The 26333-nt window shown below is 70.3% G+C and carries 23 protein-coding genes, 1 pseudogene and 2 riboswitches; of the genes and pseudogenes, 9 read left to right on the top strand and 15 right to left on the bottom strand.

What is annotated here, in order from left to right; all coding sequences use genetic code 11:
- Nucleotides 1-19: 19 nt before the first annotated feature.
- The 5 genes and pseudogenes from LVQ62_RS09590 to LVQ62_RS09570 all read right to left on the bottom strand — a co-directional run bounded on the left by LVQ62_RS09590 (nt 20) and on the right by LVQ62_RS09570 (nt 5580).
- A complete protein-coding gene (locus LVQ62_RS09590) occupies nt 20-544 on the bottom strand; it encodes a hypothetical protein (RefSeq protein WP_233761156.1) in 525 nt (174 codons plus the stop codon).
- Nucleotides 545-855: 311 nt separating this feature from the next.
- Complete coding sequence (locus LVQ62_RS09585; protein ID WP_233761154.1) at nt 856-1551, bottom strand: ion channel; 696 nt, start codon at nt 1549-1551, stop codon at nt 856-858.
- Nucleotides 1548-4094: a DNA translocase FtsK gene (locus LVQ62_RS09580; protein ID WP_233767736.1), complete on the bottom strand. Its 2547-nt coding sequence runs from the start codon at nt 4092-4094 to the stop codon at nt 1548-1550. The genes LVQ62_RS09585 and LVQ62_RS09580 overlap by 4 nt, the downstream gene beginning before the upstream one ends.
- A gap of 239 nt (nt 4095-4333) precedes the next feature.
- Nucleotides 4334-4618 carry a hypothetical protein gene (locus LVQ62_RS09575; RefSeq protein WP_233761152.1) on the bottom strand — a complete coding sequence of 95 codons (285 nt, stop codon included), beginning with the start codon at nt 4616-4618 and terminating at the stop codon, nt 4334-4336.
- Between the two features lie 11 nt (nt 4619-4629).
- Nucleotides 4630-5580 (bottom strand): annotated as a pseudogene (locus LVQ62_RS09570) (SPFH domain-containing protein).
- Between the two features lie 167 nt (nt 5581-5747).
- A riboswitch (SAM riboswitch) is annotated at nt 5748-5862 on the top strand.
- Nucleotides 5863-5914: 52 nt separating this feature from the next.
- Between LVQ62_RS09570 and LVQ62_RS09565 the strand changes: the two are divergent.
- Nucleotides 5915-7342, top strand: coding sequence for an aminotransferase class V-fold PLP-dependent enzyme (locus LVQ62_RS09565; RefSeq protein WP_233761150.1), 1428 nt, complete (start codon nt 5915-5917; stop codon nt 7340-7342).
- Between the two features lie 25 nt (nt 7343-7367).
- On the opposite strand, the gene LVQ62_RS09560 is transcribed toward LVQ62_RS09565, so the two are convergent.
- Entirely contained in the window at nt 7368-8324 is a 957-nt protein-coding gene (locus tag LVQ62_RS09560; RefSeq protein ID WP_233761148.1) for an endonuclease/exonuclease/phosphatase family protein, read from the bottom strand.
- 42 nt (nt 8325-8366) lie between these two features.
- Here LVQ62_RS09560 and LVQ62_RS09555 point away from each other — a divergent pair, with 42 nt between their 5' ends.
- The 3 genes from LVQ62_RS09555 to LVQ62_RS17630 all read left to right on the top strand — a co-directional run bounded on the left by LVQ62_RS09555 (nt 8367) and on the right by LVQ62_RS17630 (nt 11157).
- The gene (locus tag LVQ62_RS09555) at nt 8367-9026 is read left to right on the top strand and encodes a SatD family protein (protein WP_233761146.1); all 660 of its coding nucleotides are present in this window, start codon (nt 8367-8369) and stop codon (nt 9024-9026) included.
- The gene (locus LVQ62_RS09550; protein WP_179481729.1) at nt 9023-9766 is read left to right on the top strand and encodes a hypothetical protein; all 744 of its coding nucleotides are present in this window, start codon (nt 9023-9025) and stop codon (nt 9764-9766) included. Before LVQ62_RS09555 ends, LVQ62_RS09550 begins: the two co-directional genes overlap by 4 nt.
- 505 nt (nt 9767-10271) lie before the next feature.
- A riboswitch (cyclic di-AMP (ydaO/yuaA leader) is annotated at nt 10272-10429 on the top strand.
- A 14-nt stretch (nt 10430-10443) separates the two neighbouring features.
- The gene (locus tag LVQ62_RS17630; protein WP_304504463.1) at nt 10444-11157 is read left to right on the top strand and encodes a transglycosylase family protein; all 714 of its coding nucleotides are present in this window, start codon (nt 10444-10446) and stop codon (nt 11155-11157) included.
- 321 nt (nt 11158-11478) lie between these two features.
- Here LVQ62_RS17630 and LVQ62_RS09535 read toward each other — a convergent pair whose 3' ends face one another.
- Together LVQ62_RS09535 and dapA are read right to left on the bottom strand one after the other, a co-directional pair.
- Nucleotides 11479-13161, bottom strand: coding sequence for a ribonuclease J (locus tag LVQ62_RS09535; protein WP_233761144.1), 1683 nt, complete (start codon nt 13159-13161; stop codon nt 11479-11481).
- Nucleotides 13158-14045: a 4-hydroxy-tetrahydrodipicolinate synthase gene (dapA, locus tag LVQ62_RS09530; protein WP_233761142.1), complete on the bottom strand. Its 888-nt coding sequence runs from the start codon at nt 14043-14045 to the stop codon at nt 13158-13160. Before dapA ends, LVQ62_RS09535 begins: the two co-directional genes overlap by 4 nt.
- A gap of 263 nt (nt 14046-14308) precedes the next feature.
- On the opposite strand from dapA, the gene LVQ62_RS09525 reads away from it, so the two are divergent.
- From LVQ62_RS09525 to LVQ62_RS09510, 3 genes are all read left to right on the top strand, one after another.
- Nucleotides 14309-15121: a thymidylate synthase gene (locus tag LVQ62_RS09525; RefSeq protein ID WP_304504462.1), complete on the top strand. Its 813-nt coding sequence runs from the start codon at nt 14309-14311 to the stop codon at nt 15119-15121.
- Nucleotides 15118-16047: a dihydrofolate reductase gene (locus LVQ62_RS17625; protein WP_304504461.1), complete on the top strand. Its 930-nt coding sequence runs from the start codon at nt 15118-15120 to the stop codon at nt 16045-16047. The genes LVQ62_RS09525 and LVQ62_RS17625 overlap by 4 nt, the downstream gene beginning before the upstream one ends.
- Nucleotides 16048-16115: 68 nt before the next feature.
- A complete protein-coding gene (locus tag LVQ62_RS09510; RefSeq protein ID WP_233761138.1) occupies nt 16116-16586 on the top strand; it encodes a GNAT family N-acetyltransferase in 471 nt (156 codons plus the stop codon).
- A 6-nt stretch (nt 16587-16592) separates the two neighbouring features.
- Here the strand turns inward: LVQ62_RS09510 and LVQ62_RS09505 are convergent, their stop codons facing one another.
- Complete coding sequence (locus LVQ62_RS09505; protein WP_233761136.1) at nt 16593-17021, bottom strand: VOC family protein; 429 nt, start codon at nt 17019-17021, stop codon at nt 16593-16595.
- Between the two features lie 88 nt (nt 17022-17109).
- Complete coding sequence (dapB, locus tag LVQ62_RS09500; RefSeq protein WP_255696356.1) at nt 17110-17856, bottom strand: 4-hydroxy-tetrahydrodipicolinate reductase; 747 nt, start codon at nt 17854-17856, stop codon at nt 17110-17112.
- Between the two features lie 122 nt (nt 17857-17978).
- On the opposite strand from dapB, the gene LVQ62_RS09495 reads away from it, so the two are divergent.
- Nucleotides 17979-19763, top strand: coding sequence for an MFS transporter (locus LVQ62_RS09495; protein WP_233761134.1), 1785 nt, complete (start codon nt 17979-17981; stop codon nt 19761-19763).
- A gap of 57 nt (nt 19764-19820) precedes the next feature.
- On the opposite strand, the gene LVQ62_RS09490 is transcribed toward LVQ62_RS09495, so the two are convergent.
- Nucleotides 19821-20834, bottom strand: a complete 1014-nt coding sequence (locus tag LVQ62_RS09490) for an NAD(P)H-binding protein (RefSeq protein WP_233761132.1) — start codon at nt 20832-20834, stop codon at nt 19821-19823.
- Between the two features lie 48 nt (nt 20835-20882).
- On the opposite strand from LVQ62_RS09490, the gene LVQ62_RS09485 reads away from it, so the two are divergent.
- Nucleotides 20883-21848, top strand: coding sequence for a cytochrome c oxidase assembly protein (locus LVQ62_RS09485; RefSeq protein ID WP_233761130.1), 966 nt, complete (start codon nt 20883-20885; stop codon nt 21846-21848).
- 51 nt (nt 21849-21899) lie between these two features.
- Here the strand turns inward: LVQ62_RS09485 and LVQ62_RS09480 are convergent, their stop codons facing one another.
- The 4 genes from LVQ62_RS09480 to LVQ62_RS09465 form a co-directional block, all read right to left on the bottom strand.
- Complete coding sequence (locus LVQ62_RS09480) at nt 21900-22544, bottom strand: SIMPL domain-containing protein (protein WP_233761127.1); 645 nt, start codon at nt 22542-22544, stop codon at nt 21900-21902.
- A gap of 111 nt (nt 22545-22655) precedes the next feature.
- Nucleotides 22656-23414 (bottom strand): Fpg/Nei family DNA glycosylase, encoded by a 759-nt coding sequence (locus LVQ62_RS09475; protein ID WP_370639599.1) that lies wholly within the window; start codon nt 23412-23414, stop codon nt 22656-22658.
- 80 nt (nt 23415-23494) lie between these two features.
- Nucleotides 23495-25060, bottom strand: coding sequence for an alkaline phosphatase D family protein (locus LVQ62_RS09470; RefSeq protein ID WP_233761125.1), 1566 nt, complete (start codon nt 25058-25060; stop codon nt 23495-23497).
- A 119-nt stretch (nt 25061-25179) separates the two neighbouring features.
- Nucleotides 25180-26163 (bottom strand): methyltransferase domain-containing protein, encoded by a 984-nt coding sequence (locus LVQ62_RS09465; protein ID WP_233761124.1) that lies wholly within the window; start codon nt 26161-26163, stop codon nt 25180-25182.
- Nucleotides 26164-26333: the final 170 nt, after the last annotated feature.

The following is a 26333-nucleotide window of genomic DNA, read 5'->3' as shown; positions in this document are numbered from 1 at the left end:
CAGCGCTCTTTGGTGCCCCTCAGACCTCGAGGCGGTCGGGACGACGCAGCACGTGCCCGAGGGCGGCGATCACACCGACGACCCACCCGACCCGGATGCCCCAGTCGGCGCCACTGCTCACCGCCAGGGTGAACAGCCGGCCCAACGGCCCGTGGTGGGAGATGGCGAGGTACTCGACCCCGAGCGCCACCGCCCCGGCCACCATGGTCGCTCCCCATCCGGCGAGCAGGACGGTCAGGAATCCGCGGCGCCCGGGGGTCGACGCGAGTGCCGCCCACAGCAGCAGGAGCAGGACCACACCGGCGACCGCGAACGCCAGGACGAAGTGCCCGGTCCCGGCGTTCAGGTTGATGTCCGACGCGGCCCGCAGGCCCGAGGACGGCCAGGGCGCCAGGCCCCCGATCAGCAGGTTGGTCCGGGGATAGATCGACATCGAGTGCCGGTGGTCGGCGACGTAGCTGGCGACCAGCGAGACGGCCAGCCCGATCAGGGTGGCGATGAGCGCGACGAGGAACGCCGATCCGGCGCCCGCTCGGCGACGCACGACCGGTATGCCGCCCTGATTCTGGCCGGGCTGCGCCCAGGGCGCCGCACTACCGGGGGCGCCGCCTTCCGGGTGCTCGCGTCGCTGTGTCGCCGACTGCCACTGCGGATCCTGCCGGGGGTCTCGCGCTGCGGATCTCCCGCAGCGCCGTAGGGCCCGCGCTCGCCACTCGCAGCGTCGTAGGGACGGGCCTCGCGGCCGGGCTCGACACCTGGCTCGCCAGCCGGCCCACGGCGGGGCTGTCCGTAGGGATTGGTCGGATCGGGTCCGTCACCACGGGGTCGGTCGTCACTCATGCGCGCACCCTTCGCTCACGGTTCCTTGCGAAACCTCGTCAAGGTCATCCCTAGCAGTCGAGCGACCACCAGGCCTAGATAGTTGACTCCGGCAAGTTGCTCCAACATCGCCACGGACCGGGCGTGGTCGCCGACGGGGTAGATGTCGGAGAGCCCCGTCCCGGTCATCGTGGTGAAGGACAGGAAGACCAGCTCGATCCAGGTCAGCGGCCCGTGGTGTGTCGTGCCGGTCGTGAACTGGCCGGACCACACGGTCTGCACCAGCCCGTAGAGATAGGCGAACGCCCACGCCACCACGGTGAAGCACGCGCCGGTCGCGTAGATCTCGTCGGCGCCGACCTCGTTGTCGCCGAACATGTAACGGATCAGCGCGTACGCCGTGTAGAGGTAGAAGATCGCGTGCGTCACGTCGAGCCCCACCGTGACCCAGTACGCGTCGTGCAGCGGCACGTCCAGCACGCTGAAGATCAGCGCCGGCGCTCCGATCGTGGCCGAGATCCAGGTGAGGGCCGGCGTCATCCGCACGGCTGCCACCGCGGTGACCAGTACGAGCAGCTGCACCACGGAGTACGCCGTGCGGCCGGGCGTGCTGTCGCCGGTGAACGGATAGATCAGCAGGCCGCCGAGCTGGATGATCAGCAGCACGGCGCTGGGGTAGGTGCCGAGGATGCCCCGCAGGCCGGTACGCCGCCGCGGGGCCGCGACGGTCATGTCCGGCCGTTCTCCGTCAGTGACCAGGCGTCCTCGCCGGGGTCGTCGTCATCGTCGGCCACGCCGAGCGGCGTCTGCGCAGCACCGTCGAACGGCGCCCCGACATCGTCGCCGCGCAAGAGGGACAGGGTGGCCGGCAGGTCGTCGCCCTTGACCAGGACGTCGCGCGCCTTGGAACCCTCCGACGGGCCGACGATCCCGCGCGACTCCATCAGGTCCATCAGCCGGCCGGCCTTGGCGAAGCCGACCCGCAGCTTGCGCTGCAGCATCGAGGTCGATCCGAACTGGGTCGTGACGACCAGCTCGGTCGCCTGCAGCAGCAGGTCGAGGTCGTCGCCGATGTCCTCGTCGACCTCCTTCTTGGCCGCCACCACCGTGACGTCGTCGCGGTAGTGCGGTTTGAGCTGACCCTTGACGTGCTGGACGACCTCGGTGATCTCGGTCTCGGTGACCCAGGCGCCCTGCACGCGCATCGTCTTGGACGCGCCCATCGGCAGGAAGAGCGCGTCACCCTGGCCGATCAGCTTCTCGGCACCGGGCTGGTCGAGGACGACGCGGGAGTCGGCCAGCGACGAGGTCGCAAACGCCATCCGGGAGGGCACGTTGGCCTTGATCAGACCGGTGACCACGTCGACCGACGGGCGCTGGGTGGCCAGCACCAGGTGGATGCCGGCGGCGCGCGCCAGCTGGGTGATGCGGACGATCGACTCCTCGACGTCGCGCGGCGCGACCATCATCAGGTCGGCCAACTCGTCCACGATCACCAGCAGGTACGGGTAGGGGTGGATGACGCGCTCGGACCCCGGCGGCGGGGTCACCTTGCCGGCACGGACGGCCTTGTTGAAGTCGTCGATGTGCTTGTACCCGAAGGCGGCCAGGTCGTCGTAGCGCGTGTCCATCTCGCGCACGACCCACTGCAGCGCCTCGGCGGCCTTCTTGGGGTTGGTGATGATCGGGGTGATCAGGTGCGGAATGCCTTCGTACCCGGTCAGTTCCACCCGCTTGGGGTCGACCAGGACCATCCGGACCTCGTCGGGGGTGGACCGCATCAGGATCGAGGTGATCATCGAGTTCACGAAGCTGGACTTGCCGGCGCCGGTCGCACCGGCGACCAGCAGGTGCGGCATCTTGGCGAGGTTGGCGATGACGTAGCCGCCCTCGACGTCCTTGCCGACACCCATCACCATCGGGTGCTCGTTGGAGCGCGCCGCCTGGCTGCGTAGGACGTCGCCGAGGCTGACCTTCTCGCGGTCGGCGTTCGGGATCTCGATGCCGATCGCGGACTTGCCCGGGATCGGGGACAAAATGCGCACGTCGGCCGACGCCACGGCGTAGGCGATGTTCTTCGACAGCGCGGTGACCCGCTCCACCTTGGTGCCGTGGCCGAGCTCGACCTCATATCGCGTGACGGTCGGGCCGCGGCTGAACCCGCTGACCTGGGCGTTGATGTCGAACTGCTCGAACACCTGGGTCAGCGACTCCACGACCCGGTCGTTGGCGGCCGAGCGGGTCTTGTGCGGCGTCCCCGGTGCGAGCAGGTCGCTGTTCGGAAGGGTGTAGGTGACGTCGCCGGCCAGCGCGAGCTGTTCGACGCGCTGCGGCAGCGGCCGGGTGGGCGGCGCCTGCAGCTCCTCCTTCACCCGCATCGGAGCCGGCGTCCTCGTGCCGGGCAGTGCGACCGCGTCCGGCGTCGGCGCGGGGGTGGGCGCAGCAGTGGCCGGTGCGTCGAGCAGTTCCTCGCCGACCACCTCGTCGCCCTCCGGGACCTTCTGACCCGGGCGCAGGCGGCGGCCGTTCTTGGTCGTACGCGCCACGATGGCGGCCTGCTCGAACGGTTCGTCACCGTCGCGGCGGGCGTCCTCCTCGGCGGCACGCCGCGCGCTGCGACTCGACCGGCGCTTGCGGCCCGGTCCGTCGATCTCGTCGCCGTGCAGGTCGTGCTCGACGGCGTCGACCGGGCCGTCGTCCTCATCGGTCGCGCGCTCGCCGAACAACCGGTCCTGCAGATGGCCCAGCCGCTCCGGGATCTGCTGCACCGGCGTACCGGTGAGGACCAGGACGGCGAAGAACCCCACGAGCAGCAGGATCGGCACGGTCCCCCAGGTGTGCACCGCGGCGACGAGCGGACTGGAGGCCAGGAAACCGATCATGCCGCCGGCTCCGCTCACTCCCCCGCGGTAGGTCGGGGAGGGCGTGCCGTGCGCGACGCTCGCCAGGCCGCAGGCCGAGACGGCGAGGATCCCGAGTCCGGTGATGACCCGGTTGGTGCCCTGGTGGCCGCGTGGCGAGCGCAGCATGTGCACACCGAGCAGCAGGAGCACCAGCGGAAGTGCGAGGCCGACCAGGCCGAAGGTGCCGGCCACGACGGCGTGGACGACGTCGCCGGCAGCGCCCTGCAGTCCCCACCATTCACGCGCGGCGACCACGATGGCGATGGCGATCAGGGCGAATCCGATGCCGTCGCGGCGCAGCTCCGGCTCGACGTCGTGGGTGGTGTGCCCGACCCTGCGGGCCGCTCCCCCGGCGACATGGGCCACGCCCATCCAGGTGCCGCGGACAGCGCGCAGCGGCAGCGGGAGACCGCCGTCCTTGGCGCCCTTGGTCGGGCGGGCGGCGGGCGTCTTGCGTGGTGCCGGAGGGCGCCGGGACGCCGGACGCTTGCCACCGGACGCGCGCTGGCGCGACGTGGTGCTGCTCGGGGCTTGACGGGTCGGCACGGGCACAGGCTAGCCGTCAGTCACACCTGTCACAGGCGCCCCACGCGGAGAACCGCCCGGAATCCTCAGCCCCCGTCGCTGCGCGGACGGCCGCGCCGAGGCAGGGGCCGGGCCGCCTTGGGCAGCCGGCCGCGCTTGCGCAACGCCTCCCGGATCAGCATCTCCACCTCGGCGTTGACGCTGCGCAGCTCATCCTGGGCGAGCCTGGTCAACGCCTCGTGGACCGCCGGATCCAGACGCAGCAGCAACGACCGGCGCGCGGGCGGACGCTGCGCGCCGGGGTCGCCGGGGTCGCCGGGGTCGCCGGAATCGGCGGTGGCGCCTTCGCTCGGCGGATCGGAGTCGCTCATCGACCGATCCGTCAGTGGTAGAGGCTGCCGGCGTTGACCACCGGTGTGGCGCGCTGGTCACCGCACAGGACGACCAGCAGGTTGGACACCATCGCCGCCTTGCGCTCCTCATCGAGGTCGACGATGTTCTCGCCCTCCAACCGGGTGATGGCCATCTCCACGATGCTCACCGCACCCTCGACGATGCGTTCACGGGCGGCGATGATCGCGGCGGCCTGCTGCCGCTGCAGCATCGCCTGGGCGATCTCCTGGGCATAGGCGAGGTGGCTGATCCGAACCTCGAGCACCTCGCACCCGGCGACCGCGATACGCGCCGCGACCTCGTGGGCGAGCTGCTCGGACACCTCGTCGGTGGAGCCGCGCAGCTACGTGCCCGTGCCGCTGGGGTTGTCGTACGGATGCGTCGTCGCGACGTGCCGCAGGGCCGACTCGGACTGCACCCGGACGAAGTCGCCGTACGACTCGACCGAGAACGTGGCCTTGGCCGTGTCGGCCACCTGCCACACGACGATGGCGGCGATCTCGACCGGGTTGCCGTCTGCGTCGTTGACCTTGAGGCCGTTGGTCTCGAAGTTGCGCACCCGCACGGAGATGTTGCGGCGGGTGGTGAGGGGCAGCACCCAGGTCAGGCCCGCGTGCCGCGCCGTCCCGATGTAGCGGCCGAAGAACTGCACCACCCTGGTCTGACCCGGCTGGATCACGACCAGCGGGGTGGCGACCAGCACGGTCAGCACCGCCAGGACCACGCCGACCGCCGGCAGCCCCGCGACGAAGCTCCGGACGGCCACCGCCGCCAGGACGAGCGCGACCGCCAGCGCGAGGAAGCCGTTGACCGACCAGGCACGTCGCTCGGCGACATCGACCCGCCGCCCCTCGTGGCCCACCGGTCGCGTCGACGGCGGTTGCACGGTCGGATCGGCACTGTTCGACGCGGGGTCCTCGGGCCGCAGTTGCTGTGACATCACGTCCTCCTCGGTTTAAGTGATATCACTTTAATAGCACTTAAACCAGGCGGGCGGAAGCCCTTCGCCCAGGTCAGAGGACCGCAGCGCATCCTCCGCGGTGCGACCGGTCCACGATGCGGATCGCGACATGACGACCGGACACCGCATCCGTTAGCCTCGTCGCAGGTCAAGAGTCTCAGCGTCAAGCCTCGGCTAGCTGAGCGGCAACCCTCCTCCGCGGTGGGGTGCTCCGAGTGACGACCCGGCCACGCCGCATCCGCCGCGTGGCAAGCGCGGACCGACGTATCGGCATGCTGCCGGCGACCGCTGGTCCCACGGCGAGAGGCTGCCCGTGACCGTCCAGGCAACACATACCCAGCACGACACCGCGACCCCTTCCAGCACCGAGAGCGGCACGGCCGTACCCCGCGAGCCCCGCGCCGCACTACGCGTCGTCCGCGACCTTCCGCCCCACCGCGTGCCCCAGGTGCAGGCCCACCTGCCGCTCACCGTGGCGCACGAACTCGGGGTGCCCACCGTGCACCGAACTGTCGTGGACGCCGCGAACTTCGACCACGGGGCGACCACCCCCGCGCTGGTCAGCGTGCGCGATGCCGTCGATGCCGCACTGCCGACGTACGGCTCGGTGCACCGGGGCGCCGGCCTGCCGAGCCGGGTGACCACCGGCTGGTTCGAGCAGGCGCGGGCGACCGTGGGCGAGTTCGTCGGAGCGCGCCCCGACGACGAGGTCGTCTTCACCCGCAACACCACCGACGCCCTGGCCCTGCTGGCGCACTGCGTGCCCCGCGGCACCCAGGTCTTCGCCTGGGAGTCGGCCCACCACGCCGCACTGCTGCCTTGGGGGCGGCGCAACTGCACCCGCCTCGCGGTCCCGAACAGCGCCTCCGACGCCGTGCAACTGTTGCGCTCGGCGCTGGCCGCGAGCGACGCGCGCGGCCAGCTGGTCGTCGTCACCGGCGCGTGCAACGTCACCGGTGAGGTGTGGCCGGTGCGCGAACTCGTCGCCACCGCCAAGGAGTACGGCGCGCGCACGGTCATCGACGCCGCGCAGCTGGCCCCGCACCGCGAGATCGACCTCGCCGACCTCGGCGCCGACTGGGTCGCGTTCTCCGGTCACAAGCTCTACGCGCCCTACGGCGCCGGGGTCCTCGTCGGCCGACGCGACTGGCTGGACCTCGCATCGCCCTACCTGCCCGGAGGCGGCGCCACGGCGCGCGTGCGTCATCAGCGCATCACGTGGCATTCCGGCGCGGCCCGTCACGAGGGCGGCACGCCCAACGCCGTGGGTGCCATCGCGCTCGCCGCCGCGTGCGCGACGCTGCGCCGCCACCACGAGGAGATCGAGCGCCACGAGGCCGCCCTCGCCGATCAATTGCGGACCGGGCTGCGCTCCATCCCGGGCGTCCGCCTGGTCAGCGTGCTCGGCGAGGACTGCCCCAACGTGGGTGTGGTGACCTTCACGGTCGACGGGTACGACCCGGCGCTGGTGTCGTTGGTGCTCTCCGACGAGTACGGCATCTCGGTGCGCGACGGTCGCTTCTGCGCCCACCTCTTGTGCGACAGCATCCTGGGCGACGGCTCCACCGCGGTGCGGGCGAGCATCGGCCTCGCGACCCGCGCCCACCACGTGGGCCGCCTCGTCGACGGCGTACGCCGCCTGGTGGAGGCCGGACCCACGCTGGACTACACCTACGACGAGTCCACGGGCTGGACCGCAGCCGACGACCCTCGCGACCTGTCGGTCCCCTGCCCCTGGTGACGGGCCCGGGACCCTCCCCGGCGTCCTAGCGCAGTCGGACGCGTGCCCAGACGGCCCGGTGGTCGGTATCGGCGACCGTGACCCTCCCGGAGGTCACGACGTCGAAATCGCGGACGAGGATGTGGTCCAGCGCTATGAACGGCGGGAACGACCGCCCGTTCGGCCAGGTGCGGACCCAGCCGCTGCCGGTGGCCCGTTGAGCGTCGGTCATCCCTGCGATGGCCCGGCGGAAGGCGGGCATCGCGGTCGAGGCGTTGAAGTCGCCTGCGATCACCAAGGGCACGTCCGTCGGCTGACGGGCGCGCCAGCGACGCACCTCGTCGAGACCGGCGCGCCATCGGGTCGTGAGATTCGGCAGCGGAGCGTAGGTGTGCACGCCCCTCAGGAGGTAGGCGCCTTGCGGGGTCTGCACGCGCGCCACCGGCATCCCCGCACCGTCGTACGGCACGAAGGAGCTCTCCTCGGTGAGCGGATGGGCGCTGGCGATCACGGTTCCGCGGAAGTCGGTGCGCGTCCGACCGACCCGGTGCGGCAGGAGGGTGCGCAGACCCGCAGCATCGAGCCGCTCGAGCGCATCCGGTGTGACCTCCTCCAGCACCAGCGTGTCGACGTGGTGGGCCCGGATCGCGGCCATGATGGGGGCCGCCGACGCCTGACCGAACTCCATGTTCGAGGTCATGATCACCTCGTCGCCGGGCCGGCTGTGCACTGTGTGGGGCACCAGGGTCGGGACCGCGAGCGCCACAGGGACCGCGGCGATGAGCAGCAGACCCACCAGGGCGATCAGCATGGGCCGCGTCGGGCCGACCACGGCGGTCACGCCGACGCCGGCGACGAACGCGGCTATCGCGAGGATGCCGAAGAGCGGGAAGATCGACTGCACGATCGGGGCGACCCCGTCGGCGTCGATCCAGCGGGCCGCCATGCCGCACGCTGCGACCAGCGCCATCAGGCAGAGCACGACGAGGGCGGCGTACTTCAAGAACTTTCCTTCATCTTGACATTATGAAGCTATGATCTTCATATGCAGGACGTGAAGCCCGCTGAGCGCGCAGACCCGTGCGCCACCCTGATCGGCGACATCGTGGACTCCCGGGGCGCCCCAGACCGCCATGCGTTGCACACCCGCCTCGTCTCCACCTTGCGCCGCACCGACCACCTGGTGGCCGCGACCACCGCACTGCGGATCACGGTAGGTGATGAATTCCAGGCCAGCTACGAAACCCTGGGCAATGCGCTGGAGGCGGCCTTCCGGATCAGGCTGGGCCTGATGCCCGAGACGCTGGTGCGATTCGGGCTGAGCTGGGGAGGCGCCACCGTCCTGGACGCCCGCGCCGGCACCCAGGACGGACCGGCGTGGTGGGCCGCCCGCAAGGCGATCGAAGCGGCGCAGGCGGCCGAACGACGACCGGCGACGCACGCCGTACGCACCGTCTACACCCCCGCGCAGGACGACGGCCCCAGCGCGGGAGCGGTCAACGCCGCCCTGGTGTGTCAGGACCAACTGCTTTCATCGCTGGATGAACGAGCCATGCGCATCCTGCAACGCCTCGTGGCAGGCGAGTCCCGCACGGAGATCGCACGTGCCGAGGACGTCTCCCCGTCGGCGATCTCCCAGCGCATCCGCGCCGCGGGCCTGGAAGTCATCGTGAACGCCGCCCGCGACCTCGCCTCCGTCCGATGAGCATCCTCGGCGCACTACTGCTCGCCGTCGGCGTCGGCGACCTGGTGCGGGTCCGGTCCGTCGTGGCGTCGTACGCCGTGGGGCCGCTCGTTCTCCTTGTGGCCGCCCTGTTGGCCGACCTGCACGACGCCGCCGACATCGTGCTGCTGGTCTTCGCTGCCGCGGTCGCCGCCGCGTGGCGCTGGCTGGCCGGTCGCGCCGCGCGCAGCAGACACGGCGAGACGCTGGCGCTGTGCCTGCTCGGAGCGGGCGTCCTGGTCGTGATGATCGCCGCGGGCAGCGCGAGTCACGCCGACGGCGCGCTCGGCCACTGGATGCGGCACAGCGCGTTCGCCACGCTGCACGACCTGTCGCCCGACCGCTTCCTGCTGGTGCTCGGCCTCGGCGCGGTGCAGCTGGCCACCGGCAACGAGCTGGTGCGCCTGGTGCTGACCGCGATCGGCGCGGTGAAGCCGGAGGGCCAGCCGCAGCCCTCCGACGAGCTGCGCGGCGGTCGGCTGCTCGGTCCGATGGAGCGCCTGTTCATCCTCGGGCTCGGCATGGCCGGGCAGATCACCGCGGCCGGGCTCGTGATCGCCGCGAAGGGCCTCATCCGCTTCCCCGAGCTGCAGGCCCGCCGATCGGCGCGCCAGGAGATCTCCGGCCTCGGCATCGATGCCGTCACCGAGTACTTCCTGGTCGGCAGCTTCGTCAGCTGGCTGGTCGCGCTCGGCGCCCTCGGCATCGTCGGCCTGCGCTGAGGACGGGCGTGACATCGGTCACCCGGTTCCCAGGCCCCGCTCAGCACACCGCGGTCCGGAATGTGCGACGGGGATCCGGTGAATGTCCGTCTCACCCGCACCAGGGCATGACCACAGGGTCATAGCGTCGACACGTGACCGCGGGCGGACTGCGCAGGCGCCCAGTGCCGGTCCGTTGCAAGCAGATTGCACCCATCCGGCACGAGCTCGGCCGCCGCTGCCACCACCTGCTGGACCTCGGCGCACACTGCCGCCGGGTCCATGCGTTTCGGACATAGCCTTCCTAACTATCACATCTCAACCCTCAGATGCGCTTCCGCTTGCTCACAGGACCGCCACAGACACGACCGGGGGGTCGACCAGGCGGGTTTGGCAGGGGCGGCATCGGCACGTACGGTGGTCCACATCGGGTCGTCAGCACTAGATGTGCTAACGGCCCACTTTCGGGGCGTGCCACACCACGGCACGATTCAGCCCTCGTGGCACCGCGCCTAACCTCGCCCGGTGTCACCATCTGCCGGGAACGTCCCGGGAACGGCGAGGACGGGGGACCCAACCGGGTCTCCATGCATGGAGACCCACTGGGGTTAAGCAGAGAACTTCTGCAGGGCACCTGACCGCCCGACCCGACAGCTAACTCCGTAGGCGCGCGTCAGGAAAGGGACATTGGTTCATACATGAAGAACATCTCCACGAAGACCCGCATGATCACCGTCGGTGCCGTCGGCACCGCGATGCTCGGCACCGGCCTTGCGGCCGCCGGCACCGCCCACGCTGCTTCCGGTTCCGTCTGGGACCGCGTCGCTGCTTGTGAGAGCGGCGGCAACTGGGCCATCAACACCGGAAACGGCTTCTACGGCGGCCTGCAGTTCACCCAGCAGACCTGGGCCGGCTACGGCGGCACCGCGTACGCCGCCCGTGCGGACCTCGCCAGCCGTTCGGCTCAGATCGCGGTCGCCCAGAAGGTGCTCGCCTCCCAGGGTCCCGGCGCATGGCCGGTCTGCTCCAAGAAGGCCGGCCTGACCTCCGGCAACGGCGCGGGCAGCGGTGGTGGCGTCGCCACCCCGACCCCCCGCACCGTCGTCAAGCACCCCGGCCGCAGCGCCTCGCGCCCCGTGGTCAAGCAGCGTCACGCGGTCGCCCCCCAGGTGCGCACCCACCGTTACGTTGCCGCTGCCCCCCAGGTGCGTACTCACCTGCACCACGCCGCTGCGCCGCAGCTGCGTACGCAGCCCACCGGCCGTGTCATCACGGTGCACGCCGGCGACACACTCAGCAAGCTCGCTGAGCGGTACCACGTCAAGGGTGGCTGGCAGGCCCTGTTCGCCATGAACAAGGGCACTGTGAACAACGCCAACCTGATCTTCGTCGGACAGCACCTGTCCATCTGAGATCTCTCATGAAGAAGGCCCGGACCGCTCGTCGGTCCGGGCCTTCTTCTCCCCACGAAGTTCTCCGCTACGTAGCGGAGAACTTCGTGGGGAGAGGTTCGGGGTCCCCGCGAAGTATCGGAGCGAAGCGGAGAACTTCGTGGGGTGACGTTCGGGGTCCCCGCGAAGTATCGGAGCGAAGCGGAGAACTTCGTGGGGTGACGTTCGGGGTCCCCGCGAAGTATCGGAGCGAAGCTTCGGGCCCCGACGAGGTATTCGGAGGAGCGAAGCGGAGGAGAAACCTCGTTGGGTGAAGCGAAGCGGAGAACTTCATGGGCTGACTCAGGCGTCGATGACGACAGGGATGATCATGGGACGCCGGCGCAGCTTGCCGCCCATGAACGAGCCCACGGTGCGGCGGATGACCTGCTGCAACTGGTAGGAGTCGGTGACGCCCTTGCGGCGGGCCTCCTCCAGGGCGGCTTCGAGCTTCGGCAGCACTTCGTCGAGGACCGCCTCTCCCTCGGCGAAGCCGCGGGCCTGGATCTGCGGTCCGGCCGCGATCTGCCCGGTGTCGGCGTCGCGTACGACGATGACGGTCACGAAACCCTCGTCGCGCAGGATCCGGCGGTCCTTCAACAGGGTCTCGTCGGTGGTTCCCACCAGCGAGCCGTCGACGTAGATGTAGCCGCACGGCACCGCGCCGGTGATGGAGGCCTTGCCCTTGACGAGGTCGACGACCACGCCGTCCTCGGCGAGCACGACGTTGCTGCGCGGCACCCCGGTCTTCACGGCGAGGTTGCCATTGGCGATCAGGTGGCGCCATTCGCCGTGCACCGGCATCACGTTGCGCGGCTTGACGATGTTGTAGCAGTAGAGCAACTCCCCCGCGCTGGCGTGCCCGGAGACATGCACCATGGCGTTGCCCTTGTGCACGACATTCGCGCCGAGGCGCATCAGGCCGTTGATCACCCGGTAGACGGCGTTCTCGTTGCCCGGGATCAGGGAACTGGCCATCAGCACGGTGTCGCCCTGGCCGACATCGATGCGGTGATCGCGGTTGGCCATGCGGGACAGCGCAGCCATCGGCTCGCCCTGCGAACCGGTGCAGACCAGCACGATCTTGTTGTCCTGCAGGTCGTCGAGCTTCTTGACGTCGACGAGCACCCCGTCGGGGATGGTGAGGTAGCCGAGGTCGGCGGCGATGCCCATGTTGCGCACCATCGAGCGACCGACGAGTGCGACCTTGCGCTTGTGCTTGTACGCCGTGTCGATCACCTGCTGCACGCGGTGCACGTGCGAGCTGAAGCACGCCACGATGATCCGGCGGGACGCCTCGGAGAAGACGCGCTCGATGGCGGGTGTGATGTCGCGCTCCGGAGTGGTGAAGCCCGGCACCTCGGCGTTGGTGGAGTCGGTCAGGAAGAGGTCGACGCCCTCCTCGCCGAGCCGCGCGAACGCCCGCAGGTCGGTGATCCGCCCGTCCAGCGGCAGCTGGTCCATCTTGAAGTCGCCGGTGTGCAGCAGGGTGCCGGCGGGCGTGCGGATGAAGACCGCGAGCGCGTCGGGGATGGAGTGGTTGACCGCGATGAACTCGCAGTCGAACGGGCCGAGCTTCTCCCGGTCGCCCTCCTTGACGCCGAGGGTGTAGGGCGTGATCCGGTGCTCCTTGAGCTTGGCCTCGATCAGGGCCAGCGTCAGCGTCGAACCGACGAGGGGGATGTCGGGCTTGAGCTTCAGCAGGTAGGGCACCGCGCCGATGTGGTCCTCGTGCCCATGGGTGAGGACGATCGCGTCGATGTCGTCGAGGCGCTCCCGGATGTACTGGAAGTCCGGCAGGATCAGGTCCACGCCGGGGTGGTCCTCGGGGAAGAGGACGCCGCAGTCGACGATGAGCAGCCGACCGGCGTACTCGATGACGGTCATGTTGCGACCGACCTCGCCCAGGCCGCCCAGGGCGACGACGCGTACGCCGTCCTTGGGCAGGCGCGGGGGCGCGCTCAGTTCGGGGTGGGGATGGCTCACAGAACTCCTGATCGGCGAAGGCCCTCGCGCAGAATGTCGAGGTGCTCGGGTGCCGCCGGCAACAGGGGCAGGCGGCAGAAATCGGACTCGATCACGCCGAGCATCCTCATGGCGGCCTTGGCCATGATCGCGCCCTGCGTGGTGTTCATGACCGCCTCGATGGCGGGTATCAGCGTGGTGTGGATCTCGCGGGCGCGCTGCAGGTCGCCGCGGTCGACAGCGGCGACCATCTCGGCGTACTGACTCCCGGCGACATGGCCGACGACGCTGACGACCCCCACGGCGCCGAGGGCGAGCCAGGGAAGGTTGAGCACGTCGTCACCGGAGTACCACAGAAGGTCGGTCTCGTGCATGAGCCGACTGGCCGCGAACAGGTCGCCCTTGGCGTCCTTGACGGCGACCAGCTCCGGGATCTGGGCCAGGCTGCGGATCGTGTCGCTCGCGAGGGCCGTGCCGGTGCGGCCGGGGATGTCGTAGGCCATCGCGGGGAGCCCGGTGGCCCCGACGACCGCGCGGAAGTGCTCGACGATGCCGGCCTGGGTCGGTTTGTTGTAGTACGGCGTGACGATCAGGACCGCGTCGGCCCCGACCGCGGCGAGCGCCTCGGCGGCACGGCACGAGTGGGCGGTGTCGTTGGTGCCGACACCCGCGGTGACCGCCACCCGGTCGCCGACGGCCTCCACGACGGCGCGTACGACGGCGACGTTCTCCTCGTCGGTGGTGGTCGCGGACTCCCCGGTCGTGCCGTTGACCACCAGGCCGTCGTTGCCATGGTCGGCCAGGTACGCCGCAAGGCGTTGGGTGCCGTCCAGGTCCAGTGCGCCGTCCTCGCGCATGGGGGTCACCATCGCGGTGACGGTGCGGCCGAACGGAGTGGACGTCATAGGGCGAAGGCTATCGGGCGCAGGCGCTGCCCCGATCCTGCGGTGGGCCCGGCCCGAGAGCTGCCCAGGAGCTACCCGGGAGATGAAAGATCGCGTCGCTACCCGCTCGGGGGTCCGGGTAGCGACGCGATCACCCGGTACATCGGCCCACTCCCGGAGTCGTTACAGGACGGCGATGTGACCTGCGTCACACTAACGCTCACACGCCGATGTCCGTGGCGAGCGATCCGTCGCTGTCGCCCCCCGGCACTACCATCGGGGCCGTGGATCAGTACCTGGCGCTGCTGCGGCGCACCCTGCACGACGGCGCCCGCAAGGACGACCGCACCGGCACCGGCACCTTGTCGGTCTTCGGCCACCAGATGCGGTTCGACCTGGGCGCCGGCTTCCCCGTCACGACCACCAAGAAGCTGCACCTGCGCTCGATCTTCGGTGAGCTGCTGTGGTTCCTGCGCGGCGACACCAACGTCGAGTGGCTCCACAAGCGCAAGATCTCGATCTGGGACGAATGGGCCGACGAGAACGGCGACCTCGGGCCGATCTACGGGCACCAGTGGCGCTCGTGGCCGACCCCCGACGGCGGACACATCGACCAGCTGGCGCGGGTCATCGACGCGATCCGCACCACCCCCGACTCCCGCCGCCTCGTGATCTCGGCATGGAACGTCGCCGACGTCGACGATATGGCCCTGCCCCCGTGCCACACCCTCTTCCAATTCTACGTCGCGCCGCCGGATGCAGGCGGCGTACGCCGGTTGTCGTGCCAGCTCTACCAGCGCTCGGCCGACGTCTTCCTCGGCGTTCCCTTCAACATCGCCTCCTACGCGCTGCTGACCTCGATGGTCGCCCAGGTCACCGGACTCGGGGTCGGCGACTTCGTGCACACCATCGGCGACGCACACCTCTACCTCAACCACGTCGACCAGGCCCGTGAACAGCTGGGCCGCACGCCCGGCCCGCTGCCGACCCTGCGCCTCAACCCGGCACGCACCCAGATCGACACGTTCGAGCTGGAGGACATCGAGCTCGACGGCTACGTCGCCGCGCCCTCCATCAAGGCCCCGATCGCCGTATGACGATCACCCTCATCGCCGCCGTCGCCCGCAACGGCGTGATCGGCCGGGACGGTGACATGCCCTGGCACGTCCCCGGCGAGCAGCGCGGCTTCAAGGCCGCGACCATGGGCCACCCGATGCTGATGGGCCGCAAGACCTTCGCGGCCATGGGCGCCCTGCCCGGGCGGCGGTCGATCGTGCTGACCCGCGATCCGGACTTCCGGGCCGACGGCGTGGAGGTGGCGCGCAGCCTGGACGAGGCCCTCCTACTCACGCAGGACGAGGACTTCTTCGTCGTGGGCGGAGCCCAGATCTACGCACTCGCACTTCCCTACGCCGACCGGCTGCTGCTCTCCCTCATCCCGCAGGAGCCGGCCGGTGACGCGCACTTCCCCGGCTGGCCCTACGACGACTCACCGGCCTGGCGCGAAAGTGCCCGCGAGGACCACGACGGGTGGACCGTCCTGACCTACGACCGGGTCACGCCGCGCACCCAGGTCGTGCACGGTCCCCGGATCGCCCGCGGGGCGCGGCAGAAGATCGGCGCCAGCGTCGCGGTCATGCACGAGGGCCGGCTGCTCGTCACGCGCCGCGAGGACAACGGCCTGTGGTGCCTGCCCGGTGGCGGCGTCGACGCCGGCGAGACCTGGTCGGAGGCCGCCCTCCGCGAGGCCCGTGAGGAGACCGGTCTCGAGGTCGCGATCGACGGGGTGCTGGCCGCGTACGCCGACCCGAACGTCGTGGTCGCCTACCCCGACGGGCACCACACCCAGATCTTCGGCGTCTGCTTCCGCGCCCACCCGGTCTCAGGCGAGGCGGGCATCTCCGACGAAGTGACCGAAACCCGTTGGGTGACCCGTGAAGAGGCCGCCGGGCTGCCCTTGATCCCCACGGCGCGGCGGCTCGTGCCGCAGGCGTTCGACACAGGCGATGTGACCTATGACTGACCTCACCCCCACCCCCCGACGCGGCGGTCCGCACCGCCCGCGCCCCCGATGCCGACGCTGTCGGCGCCGTGCAGGCGCAGCTGTGGCGCGAGGCGTACGGCATGTTCCTGTCGCCTGAGTTGCTCGAGCAGTTCACGCCCGAGGCCTTCGCGCAGGTGTGGGCCGAGTCGCTCACCAGTCCCCCGAGCCCGCTGCACCGACTGCTGGTGGCCACGCAGGGCGCCGACCTCGTCGGGTTCGTGGCCATCGGGCCCGGCGAGCACGAGGGCACCGGCGAGATCCTCGTCGGCGGCGTGCTGGCGAGCCACCGGCGCTCCGGGCACGGCTCACGACTGCTCAACGCCGCGGTCGACACTCTGCGAGCCGGCGACTTCGGGCAGGTCGAGGGATGGGTGCTCGCCCTCGACGAGCAGACGCGCGGGTTCGCCGAGCAGGCAGGGCTGTCCGCGGACGGCGCCTGGCGCGAGCGGGCGCTGCCCGGCGACAGCGCGGCCCGCGAGGTGCGCCTGCGCGCCTGGATCGGCCCCGTCGAGGACTGAGCCCGCTCAGCTGCCGGGCTGCTCCAACTGGATGTTCACCAGCCACGGCACGCCGAACTTGTCGGTCAGCTGGCCGAACTTGGCGCCCCACGGCGCCTTCTCCAGCGGCATGTCGATCTTGGCGCCCTCGGACAGGCCCTTCCAGTACGCCGTGAGCTCGTCGTCATCGTCGGCCTCACCGGACAGCGAGATGGTCATCCCGCCGACAGGATTCACCTGCATCGTGCTCGGCACGTCTGCCCCCATCAGCTCCAGACCCTTCTCGGTCCGCAGGTAGCCGTGCATGATGTTCTCCTCCTCCCCCGCCGGCACCGGCATCTTGAACTGCGCGAAGGTGACGAGGTCGGGCGTGCCGCCCAGGACGGAGGCGTAGAAGGTCATCGCCTCGCGGGCGCGGCCTTTGAAGTTCAGGTAGGGGTTGAGGCTGATGGCCATGGCGGCTCCTCCGGGGGCGAGAGCGTGATGTGAACGGGGTTCACATCGTAGCGACGCCGCTCGTGCCCGCGCCAGGGATCGGCTGACCTCACAAGTCGAGAAGGTGCTCCAGTCCGACGGTCAGACCCGGCCGATCGCCGATCGCGCGCGCCGCGGCCAGCACGCCGGGCATGAAGCTCACCCGGTCGAAGGAGTCGTGCCGGATCGTGAGGGCCTCCCCCGCCGCACCGAAGGCGACCTCCTGGTGCGCCACCCGTCCGCGCATCCGCAGCGCGTGCACGGGAATGCCGTCGATGCGGGCACCGCGAGCGCCGTCCGGATCGGCACGGGTCGCGTCCGGTACATCGGCCAGTCCGGCGCTCGCACGGGCCGCCGCGACCAGCGACGCGGTGCGCGCCGCCGTACCCGAGGGTGCGTCGACCTTGTCCGGGTGGTGGGTCTCGATGATCTCCACCGACTCGTAGAACCGGGCGGCGCGCTGCGCGAACGCCATCATCAGCAGCGCGCCGATCGCGAAGTTGGGCGCGATGAGCACGCCGACCCGCGGGTGGTCGACCAGCTGCGCCTCGAGCGCCTGCAGCCGCTGCGGCGACCAGCCCGTCGTGCCGACGACGCAGTGCACGCCGGCAGCCACGCAGTGCGCGACGTTGTCCGGCGAGGCATCGGGCGTCGTCAACTCCACCGCGACACTGGCGCCGCCCAGGTCGCCGAGCGGATCGCCGTGATCGAAGCGCCCCACCAGGTCCAGATCCGTTGCGTCGTCGATCGCTTGCACGGCAGCCGACCCCATCCGACCGGAGGATCCGATGACGGCTACGGGGATGCGTTCGCTCACGTCGCCCAGGGTAGGTGGTGGGGCTATTCCCAGGGCATGAATAGTGGAGGTATATTCGTTACCTAAGTTAACGGTCGCGGGCGCATGCCGCGCGACGCCCTGTTCGATCTTCGAGGAGACTCATGTCCGAGGCCGCTTCGCCCCGCGAGCAGCGCACCCGTGGAGTACGCCGTCGCTACGAGGCCGAGCACCCGCGCTACAAGTGGGTGGCACTGTCGAACACGACGCTCGGCGTGCTGATGGCGACGATCAACTCCTCGATCGTGATCATCTCGCTGCCGGCGATCTTCCGCGGGATCGGGCTGAACCCGCTCGGCGCCGGGAACATCAGCTACCTGTTGTGGACGCTCATGGGGTTCCTGGTCGTCTCCGCGGTGCTGGTCGTCACGCTCGGGCGCCTGGGCGACATGTTCGGCCGGGTGAAGATCTACAACCTCGGCTTCGTGGTCTTCACCATCTCCTCCCTCTTCCTCACGGTCGATCCGTTGCACCAGGGCGGGGGCGCGATGTGGATCATCCTGGGACGCCTCGTGCAGGGCGTCGGCGGCGCGATGCTGATGGCGAACTCGACGGCGATCCTCACCGACGCCTTCCCGTCCCACCAGCGCGGGATGGCCCTGGGTATCAACCAGGTCGCGGCCATCGCGGGATCGTTCCTCGGCCTGATCATCGGCGGTGTGCTGTCCGAATGGCACTGGCGCGCCATCTTCCTGGTGAGCGTCCCGATCGGCCTGCTCGGCACCGTGTGGTCCTACACCTCGCTGCGCGAGCTCGGTGTGAAGCGCCGCGGCACCCTCGACATCCCCGGCAACATCACCTTCGCCGGCGGCGTGACCGCGATCCTCGTCGCGATCACCTACGGGATCCAGCCGTACGGCGGCCACTCGATGGGGTGGACCAACCCCTGGGTGCTCGCCGGACTGATCGGCGGCCTGGCGCTCCTCGTGGCGTTCACCGTCATCGAGTCAAAGGTGAAGGACCCGATGTTCTCGATGGGTCTGTTCAAGATCAAGGCGTTCGCGGCCGGCAACTTCGCCGGGCTGCTCGCCTCGATCGGCCGGGGCGGCATGCAGTTCATGCTGATCATCTGGCTGCAGGGCATCTGGCTCCCGCTGCACGGATACGACTACCAGAGCACCCCTCTGTGGGCCGGCATCTACCTGCTGCCGCTCACCGTGGGCTTCCTGATCGCCGGACCGGCGTCCGGTTTCATGTCCGACCGGGTCGGTGCTCGCGCGTTCGCCAGCGGCGGCCTGGTGCTGACGGCCGCGACGTTCGTCGGGCTCATCCTCATTCCGGTCAACTTCAGCTACCCGGTCTTCGCGCTGCTGCTCTTCCTCAACGGCATCGGGTCCGGGATGTTCTCCGCTCCCAACACCACGGCCATCATGAACAGCGTGCCGGCCAACCAACGCGGAGCGGCGTCCGGGATGCGCGCGACGTTCTTCAACTCCGGCACATCACTGTCGATCGGGATCTTCTTCTCATTGATGATCGTCGGACTGGCCTCGCACCTGCCCGACCAGCTGCGCACCGGCCTGGCCGCCCAGCACGTGCCGGCAGGGGTGGCCGATCAGGTCGCCGGACTGCCGCCGGTCGGGTCGCTCTTCGCGGCGTTCCTCGGCTTCAACCCGATCCAGTCGCTGCTCGGCCCGACCGGGGTGCTGAAGCAGGTGCCGGCCGGGAACGCCAAGACCCTGACCGGTCGGGAGTTCTTCCCCCACCTGTTGAGCGGCCCCTTCCACGACGGCCTGGTGATCGTGTTCCTCACCGCCGCGGCGATGATGCTCATCGCGGCGGTGGCCAGCCTGCTGCGGGGCGGTCACTACGTGCACGACGACGATGACGACGAGTCCCCCGCCGCGTCCGACGCCGTGCGCGACACCGAGGTCAACCAGCCGGCCTGATCTCCGCTTCCGGACATGCACGGCGGGGCGCCTGCGCCCCGCCGTGCATCTGCGATGTCAGCTCTTGCGGCGCACGAGGCCCGCAACGATGGCGCCGACACCCAGGACACCGACGGTCCGGCCGACCACCCGATACGCCTGGTGCCGCCATCCCGCCGGGTCGAAGCCCGCGGTCGCGGCCTCGATCGCGTCGGCATACGACATCCGCCCGCCCGGGGGTGGGCCGATGACGTCGAGGATGTCGTCCTCGTGGCAGATGGCCTCGTGCACCAGGCTGCCGACGAGCGGCCGGGCGATACCCGCCGACACCGGGGTCACCGCCCCCACCCAGTGACTGGCGAGTTCGGGGGTGAGTACGGGGACCGTCGCGATGAGCGGCGATCCGAGACCGGTCACCCGCGCGTACTCCCGCATCATCTCCGCATAGGTCAGCACGTCCGGGCCGCCGACGTCGAAGGTGCGGTTGACCTCGGGCGCGAGGTCGGCGGCGCCGACGAGGTAATGCATCACGTCGTCGACCGCGACCGGCTGGATGCGGTTGCGCAGCCAGCGCGGCGCGACCACCGCGGGCAGCCGCTCGGTCAGGTGGCGCAGCATGTCGAAGGAGGCTGATCCGTCCCCGAGGACGACCCCTGCCTGGAGCACCGCGGTCGGCACGCCACTGGCCAGGAGGATCTCACCGACCTCGACGCGTGAACCGAGGTGGGGCGACAGATGACCCGTCGGGTGCAGCCCGGACAGGTAGACCATCCGGCGGACGCCGGCAGCCGTGGCCGCGTCGGCGACCACCTGCGCCATCTCCCGGTCCCGCCGCACGAAGTCACCGCCGCCGTCCATCGAGTGCAGCAGGTAGTAGGCGACCTCCACACCGTCGAGCGCGCGCGCCATGTCGGCGGGGTCGGAGGCGTTGCCCTCCGTCACGTCGACCCGGTCCCCCCACTCCCGGGTCCGCAGCGTCTCCGGGTGGCGGCTCAGCACCCTTACCTGCCAACCGTTCTCGAGCAGTTGCGGCACCAGGAGGCCACCGATGTAACCGGTAGCCCCTGTGACCAGGGCGATGCGTGACGTCATACGGGACACAGTAGGCGCGTACCCAGGGGCGTCAGAGAGGATGGGTGGGTGCCCGCCTTCACTCCTGCCTCCTGGTTGACGGCCTGGACGTGGTCGTGGCCGGGCGTCGTCGTGGCGCTGCTGTTGGCCGCGCCGTACCTCGCCCTGGTCGCCCTCGTGTCGCGACACGGTGAGCGGTGGCCGTGGTGGCGCACCGCGGTGTATCTGGTGGCAGGTGTCGGGTCGCTGATCTACGTGACCTGCGGGGCGATCGGCGCCTACCGGACCAGCCTGCTCTGGTGCTTCGGCGGCCAGGTGGGCGTGGTGGCTTCGGTGACGCCGCTGGCCCTGGCGATCGGCGACCCGGTCGGGCTCGTACGCCGTGTCCGTCCCGGCGCGGTCACTGTGCTGCAGGGGCGCGTCGCGCGGGTGCTGATGTTCCCCCTGCTGGCATCCGTCCTGGCGGCCGTCAGCATCGTGCTGATCTTCTTCACCGGCTACGCGCAGTGGGCGATCACCTCCGGGATCGGCGAGTTGGTGCTCCTGGCGCACCTGCTCGCGGTGGGGGTCCTCGTCGTGCTGCCGCTCCTCACCGAGGAGTTGCTGCCCGCATGGGCGACCGCACCGGTCCGCGCGCTGTTCGCCTTCGTCGACGGGTTGCTCGACGCCATCCCCGGCATCCTGGTGATGACCGCGTCCTCGCTGCTGGTGCCGAACTTCCCGGGGTGGGACACTCCAGCGCACGCGCACTTCAGCAAGACGCTGGATCAGAAGTTCACGGGCGGGGCCCTGCTCGGCGTCGCCGAGGCCATCGGCGTGCCGCTCCTGGCGGCGGTGTTCGTGCAGTGGATGCGCAGCGACGCGGTGGAGGCCGCCCAGGTGGACGCGCGACTGGATGCCGAGGAACGGGTGGAGCCCGCCCGGACGACGGATGCGGCGACCGAGCAGGACGGGGTTACCGCGGACCGCCCCTGGTGGCTGGACGACCCCCGGCTGGCCGATCGCTTCCATCAGCGCGGCGAGTCCGGCGACTGACCTGCCGGATGTCTCCCGCCACGCTGTCCGCACGCCGGGCCGTCGAGCAGGTCAGTGAGCCTGGAACTCCACGTCGATCGCGATGCTCACCGCGATCCTGCGGGGAGCGAAGCGCAGCTCCGCGGAATGCCCGCCGACGACGGCCGCCATCGCCTCCATGCGCGGTTCGTACCCGCCGGCGGACGATTCGCTGTCGGCGATGCTGACCGCTTCGACCGCCTGTTTGCCGGCGGCGCGCGCGTACTGGTGGGCGTGTTCGTCCGCGGACCGCACCGCCTGCGCGCGCAACGCCTTGCTCGCCTCGTTACGGGTGGCGGTCGTCAGCTCCCACTGCACGTGCTCGAGCCGCACCTCGTCGATCTCGCACCACTGCTCGACGGCATGGCCGAGCTGCCCGAAGTCCGCGAAACGAGCCTGTACGTCGGCCGAGGTCCGGTGCGTCAGCGTCAGCCGCTCCCCGTCGTGGCCGTAGGGGCGCTCGGACCAGGTGGTCATCTGCTCGTTGCTCCACCGGCCCACGGCTCCGTTGCGTTCCAGGTCCGCGAGTTGGTCGGTGATCAGGCGCAGCACCGCCCGCACCCGCTCGGCGACCGCGTGCTTGTCGGCGCCCTCCGCCTCGATGCGCAGCTGCAGGTCGGCTCGCTCGGCAGGGCAGTGCTTGGTCGCGGTCTCGTGCACTCGGATGGTCAGGGCCATCCCCGAAACCTACTGGCTCGCCCGTCGCATCAGCCCGTTCCGCGCTGCTGCGTCCGCCTGCGCGGGCGTCCGCCGGGCCCGAGACCGCGCACCGCGTCGGCGTCGGGTGGGTCAGGCGGCGCGGTGGCGCTGGCAGCGCGGGCACCAGAAGAGATTGCGTCCGCCCATCACCTGGGTGCGCACCTTCGTGCCGCACCTCGGGCACGGCTCGTCAGTGCGTTTGTAGACAGCGTGCTTCGGGCGGCGTACGACGGCCCCACCGGTGGTCGCGATCGCCGCCTCCGCCTTCTCCACCTGAGCCTCGTCCGTCACGATCCGACCGGTCGCGACACCGACCTTCATCAACCGCACGAGGTCGGCCCACAGCGCGTCCCACACCGCTGAGCGCACCTTGTTGCCCGGTTTGAACGGGTCGACCCGGTGGCGCCACAGCAGCTCGCAGCGATAGAGGTTGCCGATGCCCGCCACCACGTCCTGGTCCATCAGCAACTGTCCGATCGCCTTGCGACTTCGGTGGATCCGATCCCACGCGCGTCCCGGGTCGGCGTCCGCGCGCAGCGGGTCCGGGCCGGTGCGCGCGATGACCTCCGCCACCTCCGCGGGAGTGCGCAGCGCACAGATGATGGGCCCGCGCAGATCGGCCACCGTGGTGTCGGTCGCCAGCCGGAGCCGCACGGCGCCGCGCGGAGGCGGCAGCATGTCGTCGTACGACAGGACACTGAACTTGCCGATCAGGCCGAGGTGCACGTGCAGCACCCGCTCAGCGGAGAACTCCACGAACAGGTGCTTGCCCCAGGCGTCTGCGCTGTCGAGATAAGTACCGTCGAGCAGGGCCGCGCTCTCGGCGAAGCGGCCCTGCGGGCTGCTCACCGCCGGCCGACTCCCACCGAATGCGTCGTCGATCGCGGAGGCGAGCCGGTGAATCGTATGTCCTTCTGGCACAGCCTCACTCAGCCGATCAACACGGTGGAGACGCGGTCCAGCCGCGGCTGGTCGTACTTCTCGTCGGACACCAGGCCGCGTGCCCAGGTGAAGAGGAGCCGGTCCCCCAGCACCTCGACACCGCCCATGTTGTTGTCGAACCACGGCCCATGGGTGAGGTCCCACTCGTACGCCGGAAGTCGCACCTGCGGCAGGCGCCGTGCGAGCCGGCGCATCGGCGATCTCGTCCAGTTCGCCAACGTGCCCTGCAGCATCCGCACGTGCGGCGGCAGCGGGTTGCGGATGGGCGAGCAGACGACCTGGAGGATCCGCGAGTCCAGCTCGTACCGCTCGTGCTGCACCTGGGTGATGTAGGAGTTGTGCACGTCGCCGGACAGGAAGGTGATCGTCGAGGGCGCCGCCCCGTGCTCTCCGCGCGCCACCTCCACGACGCGCTGCAGCACGTGCGCGAACGACCGCTCGAACGCCGCCCAGTGCTCCAGGTCGACGGCCTCCCGCAGTTTCTCTCCCAGTCGGGCCATTCGTCGCCCGCCCCACGCGCCCCCGGCCATCGTCTCGTCGATGGACTCCAGGTCGTGGATGGCCGGCGGCAGGAAGAACGGCAGCGACGTGCCGATGAACAGGTGCGAGGTGTCGCCGTGCAACTGCTCGTCGAACCAGTCGCTCTCCGTCGGGTCGAGCATCGCGCGCTCCCCCGGCCGCAGCACCCGCGCGTTGCGGGAGTCGATGACCACCAGCCGGCTCTCGCCCAGTTCGCGGGTGAAGGAGAAACGGTACGTCTGCGGGTCGCGGTCGACCCGGTCGGCGAACGCATCGATGACCCCGGTGACGTCCAGTTCACCGTCGGCGGGGTCGTGGGCGGCGATCTGCTGCCAGATCTCGTCCTCCTGCAACTCTTCCGGCGCCAGGTTGCCCGCGTGCTGGTAGATCCAGTACGACGCGAGCGCACCGGTGATCCGATCGCGCCACCACGGCAGCTCGTTCATCTCCTCGTGCCAGGCCTGCGAGGTGTTCCAGTCGTCGCGTACGTCGTGGTCGTCGAAGATCATCGCGCTGGACAACGTCGAGAGCAGCCATCGGTTCGCCGGGTCGGACCATGCCAGCCGGTAGAGCTCGGCGTACTCCACGAAGTCCTTCACCTCCGACCCCGGCGGGGCATCCAATCCCCTTCTACGCTCGATGAACTCGCGCATCGCACGCGATGTCTCGTCGGCATAGAGCTGGTCGCCGAGGAAGAGCACGAAGTCGGGCCAGTGGTCGGGGTCGCGCACCATCTCCAGCGCGTACGCGCGCAACGCGTCGACCCCGTGCGCCTGGGTGCCCTCCTTGTCGTGCGGCACGCTCGTGCGGCACGACCCGTAGATGAAGCGCGACGGCCTGCTGCGATCGAGGGTGGCGATGCGGCACGGCGGGTAGACGTCATCGGGCGTCGGCCACACCACGTCGCCGTCCACGGCCACCTGGTAGTCCTGGACCGACCCGGGGGCCAGGTCCTCGACCAGCAGGATCGCGTAGTAGTGGCCGTGCGCGGAGAAGGTCGGCGCGGAGGTGGTGTGGCCCCGATCTGTGCGCACCTCGACCTGCCCGGCGGCAGCCGTCTCGACCCAGATCGTGGCCGTCGTCTCCCCACATGGCGCAGCAGCGGACCGAGGACGAGCGGTGGAGGCATAGGACAGTCCTAGCAAACGGCGCCTCAGCGGGCGCGGCGGCCCGGTGCGCGGCTGCGCGTCACGACGTACGCCGAGGGGTTGACGCCGTGGTAGCGCACCACCTGCTCGCGCACGATCTTCAGCCCGCGGGTGCGTGCCAGAGCGTCCTTGAAGACCCGCTTGTCGTCGGTGAGCAGGACGCACCGGCCGCTCGGCGTCAGCACACGCTCGATCTCGCGCAGCACCCTCGGGTAGAGCTCGATGTTGTTGCTATTGCTGCCGATCCGCTTCCCGAACGGCAGGTCTGTGACGACGCGGTCCACACTGCGGTCGGCCAGATCCAGTCGGGCGGCGTCCCCCGCGGCGATGTCGACGCGTCGGTCCAAGCCGCGCACGGCAAGGTTGCGACGCGCCAGGTCGACGGCCTCGACGTCCTGGTCCAGCCCGATCCCTCGGCCGTCCGGCCGCTCGATCGCATCGACGACCGGGACGGTCGCCACCCCCGCGCAGGGATCGAGCAGGAGGTCGTGGGGAGCGCACTTGGCGAGCCGCAGCAGACCCGCGACCACCGACACGGGTGTCGCGGCCGGCAGACGGCGCAGCGTGCCGAACCGGGCCGCCCACGCCAGGGGTCCCAGCTGGGCGACACCGCGCTCGAGATCCAGGTTCACCTGCCAGTCGGAGGGGGCGTTCACCCAACCCTCTCCGTCGCAGAACCGTGCGATCAGCTCCTCGCGGACGTCGGGAGCGGCCTGCACCCGGAACCGCACCGGCTGCTCGATCCCAACGCGGTCTGCGAGCCGTCGTACGACGTCCGCGGTGACTTCGGACGGTGCACTCGGATCCCAGGGCAGGGCCACCCGGTCCAGCGCGGTGGCGGACGTCAGGAACCCCAGGTCCTCCACGTCCTGCAGCAGGATTTCCCCCGGCTCGAGCGACCGGCTCCGGATGCCGTGCTCCTGCAGCAGGTCGCCACGGAACAGATCCTCGAACCCGACCGCGCACGTCACGATCAGGTCCACCCGCATACCGGTGATCCTCTCAGGCCGCCGCTTCCGGTTGTCAGCGGATTCCTGGCGCCGGCACCACCACGACGCTGACGACCGCCGAGACCGCTTCCGGTTGTCAGCGGATTCCTGGCGCCGGCACCACTACGACGCTGACAACCGCGGCAGGGGCCTGGACGCACGGACGCCCG

Source organism: Allobranchiibius sp. GilTou73 (genome assembly GCF_021391335.1).
GTDB classification, from domain to species: Bacteria; Actinomycetota; Actinomycetes; order Actinomycetales; family Dermatophilaceae; genus Allobranchiibius; species Allobranchiibius huperziae.
The sequence above is the reverse complement of the archived record's forward strand: the minus strand, read 5'-3'. Positions and strand labels throughout refer to the sequence as shown.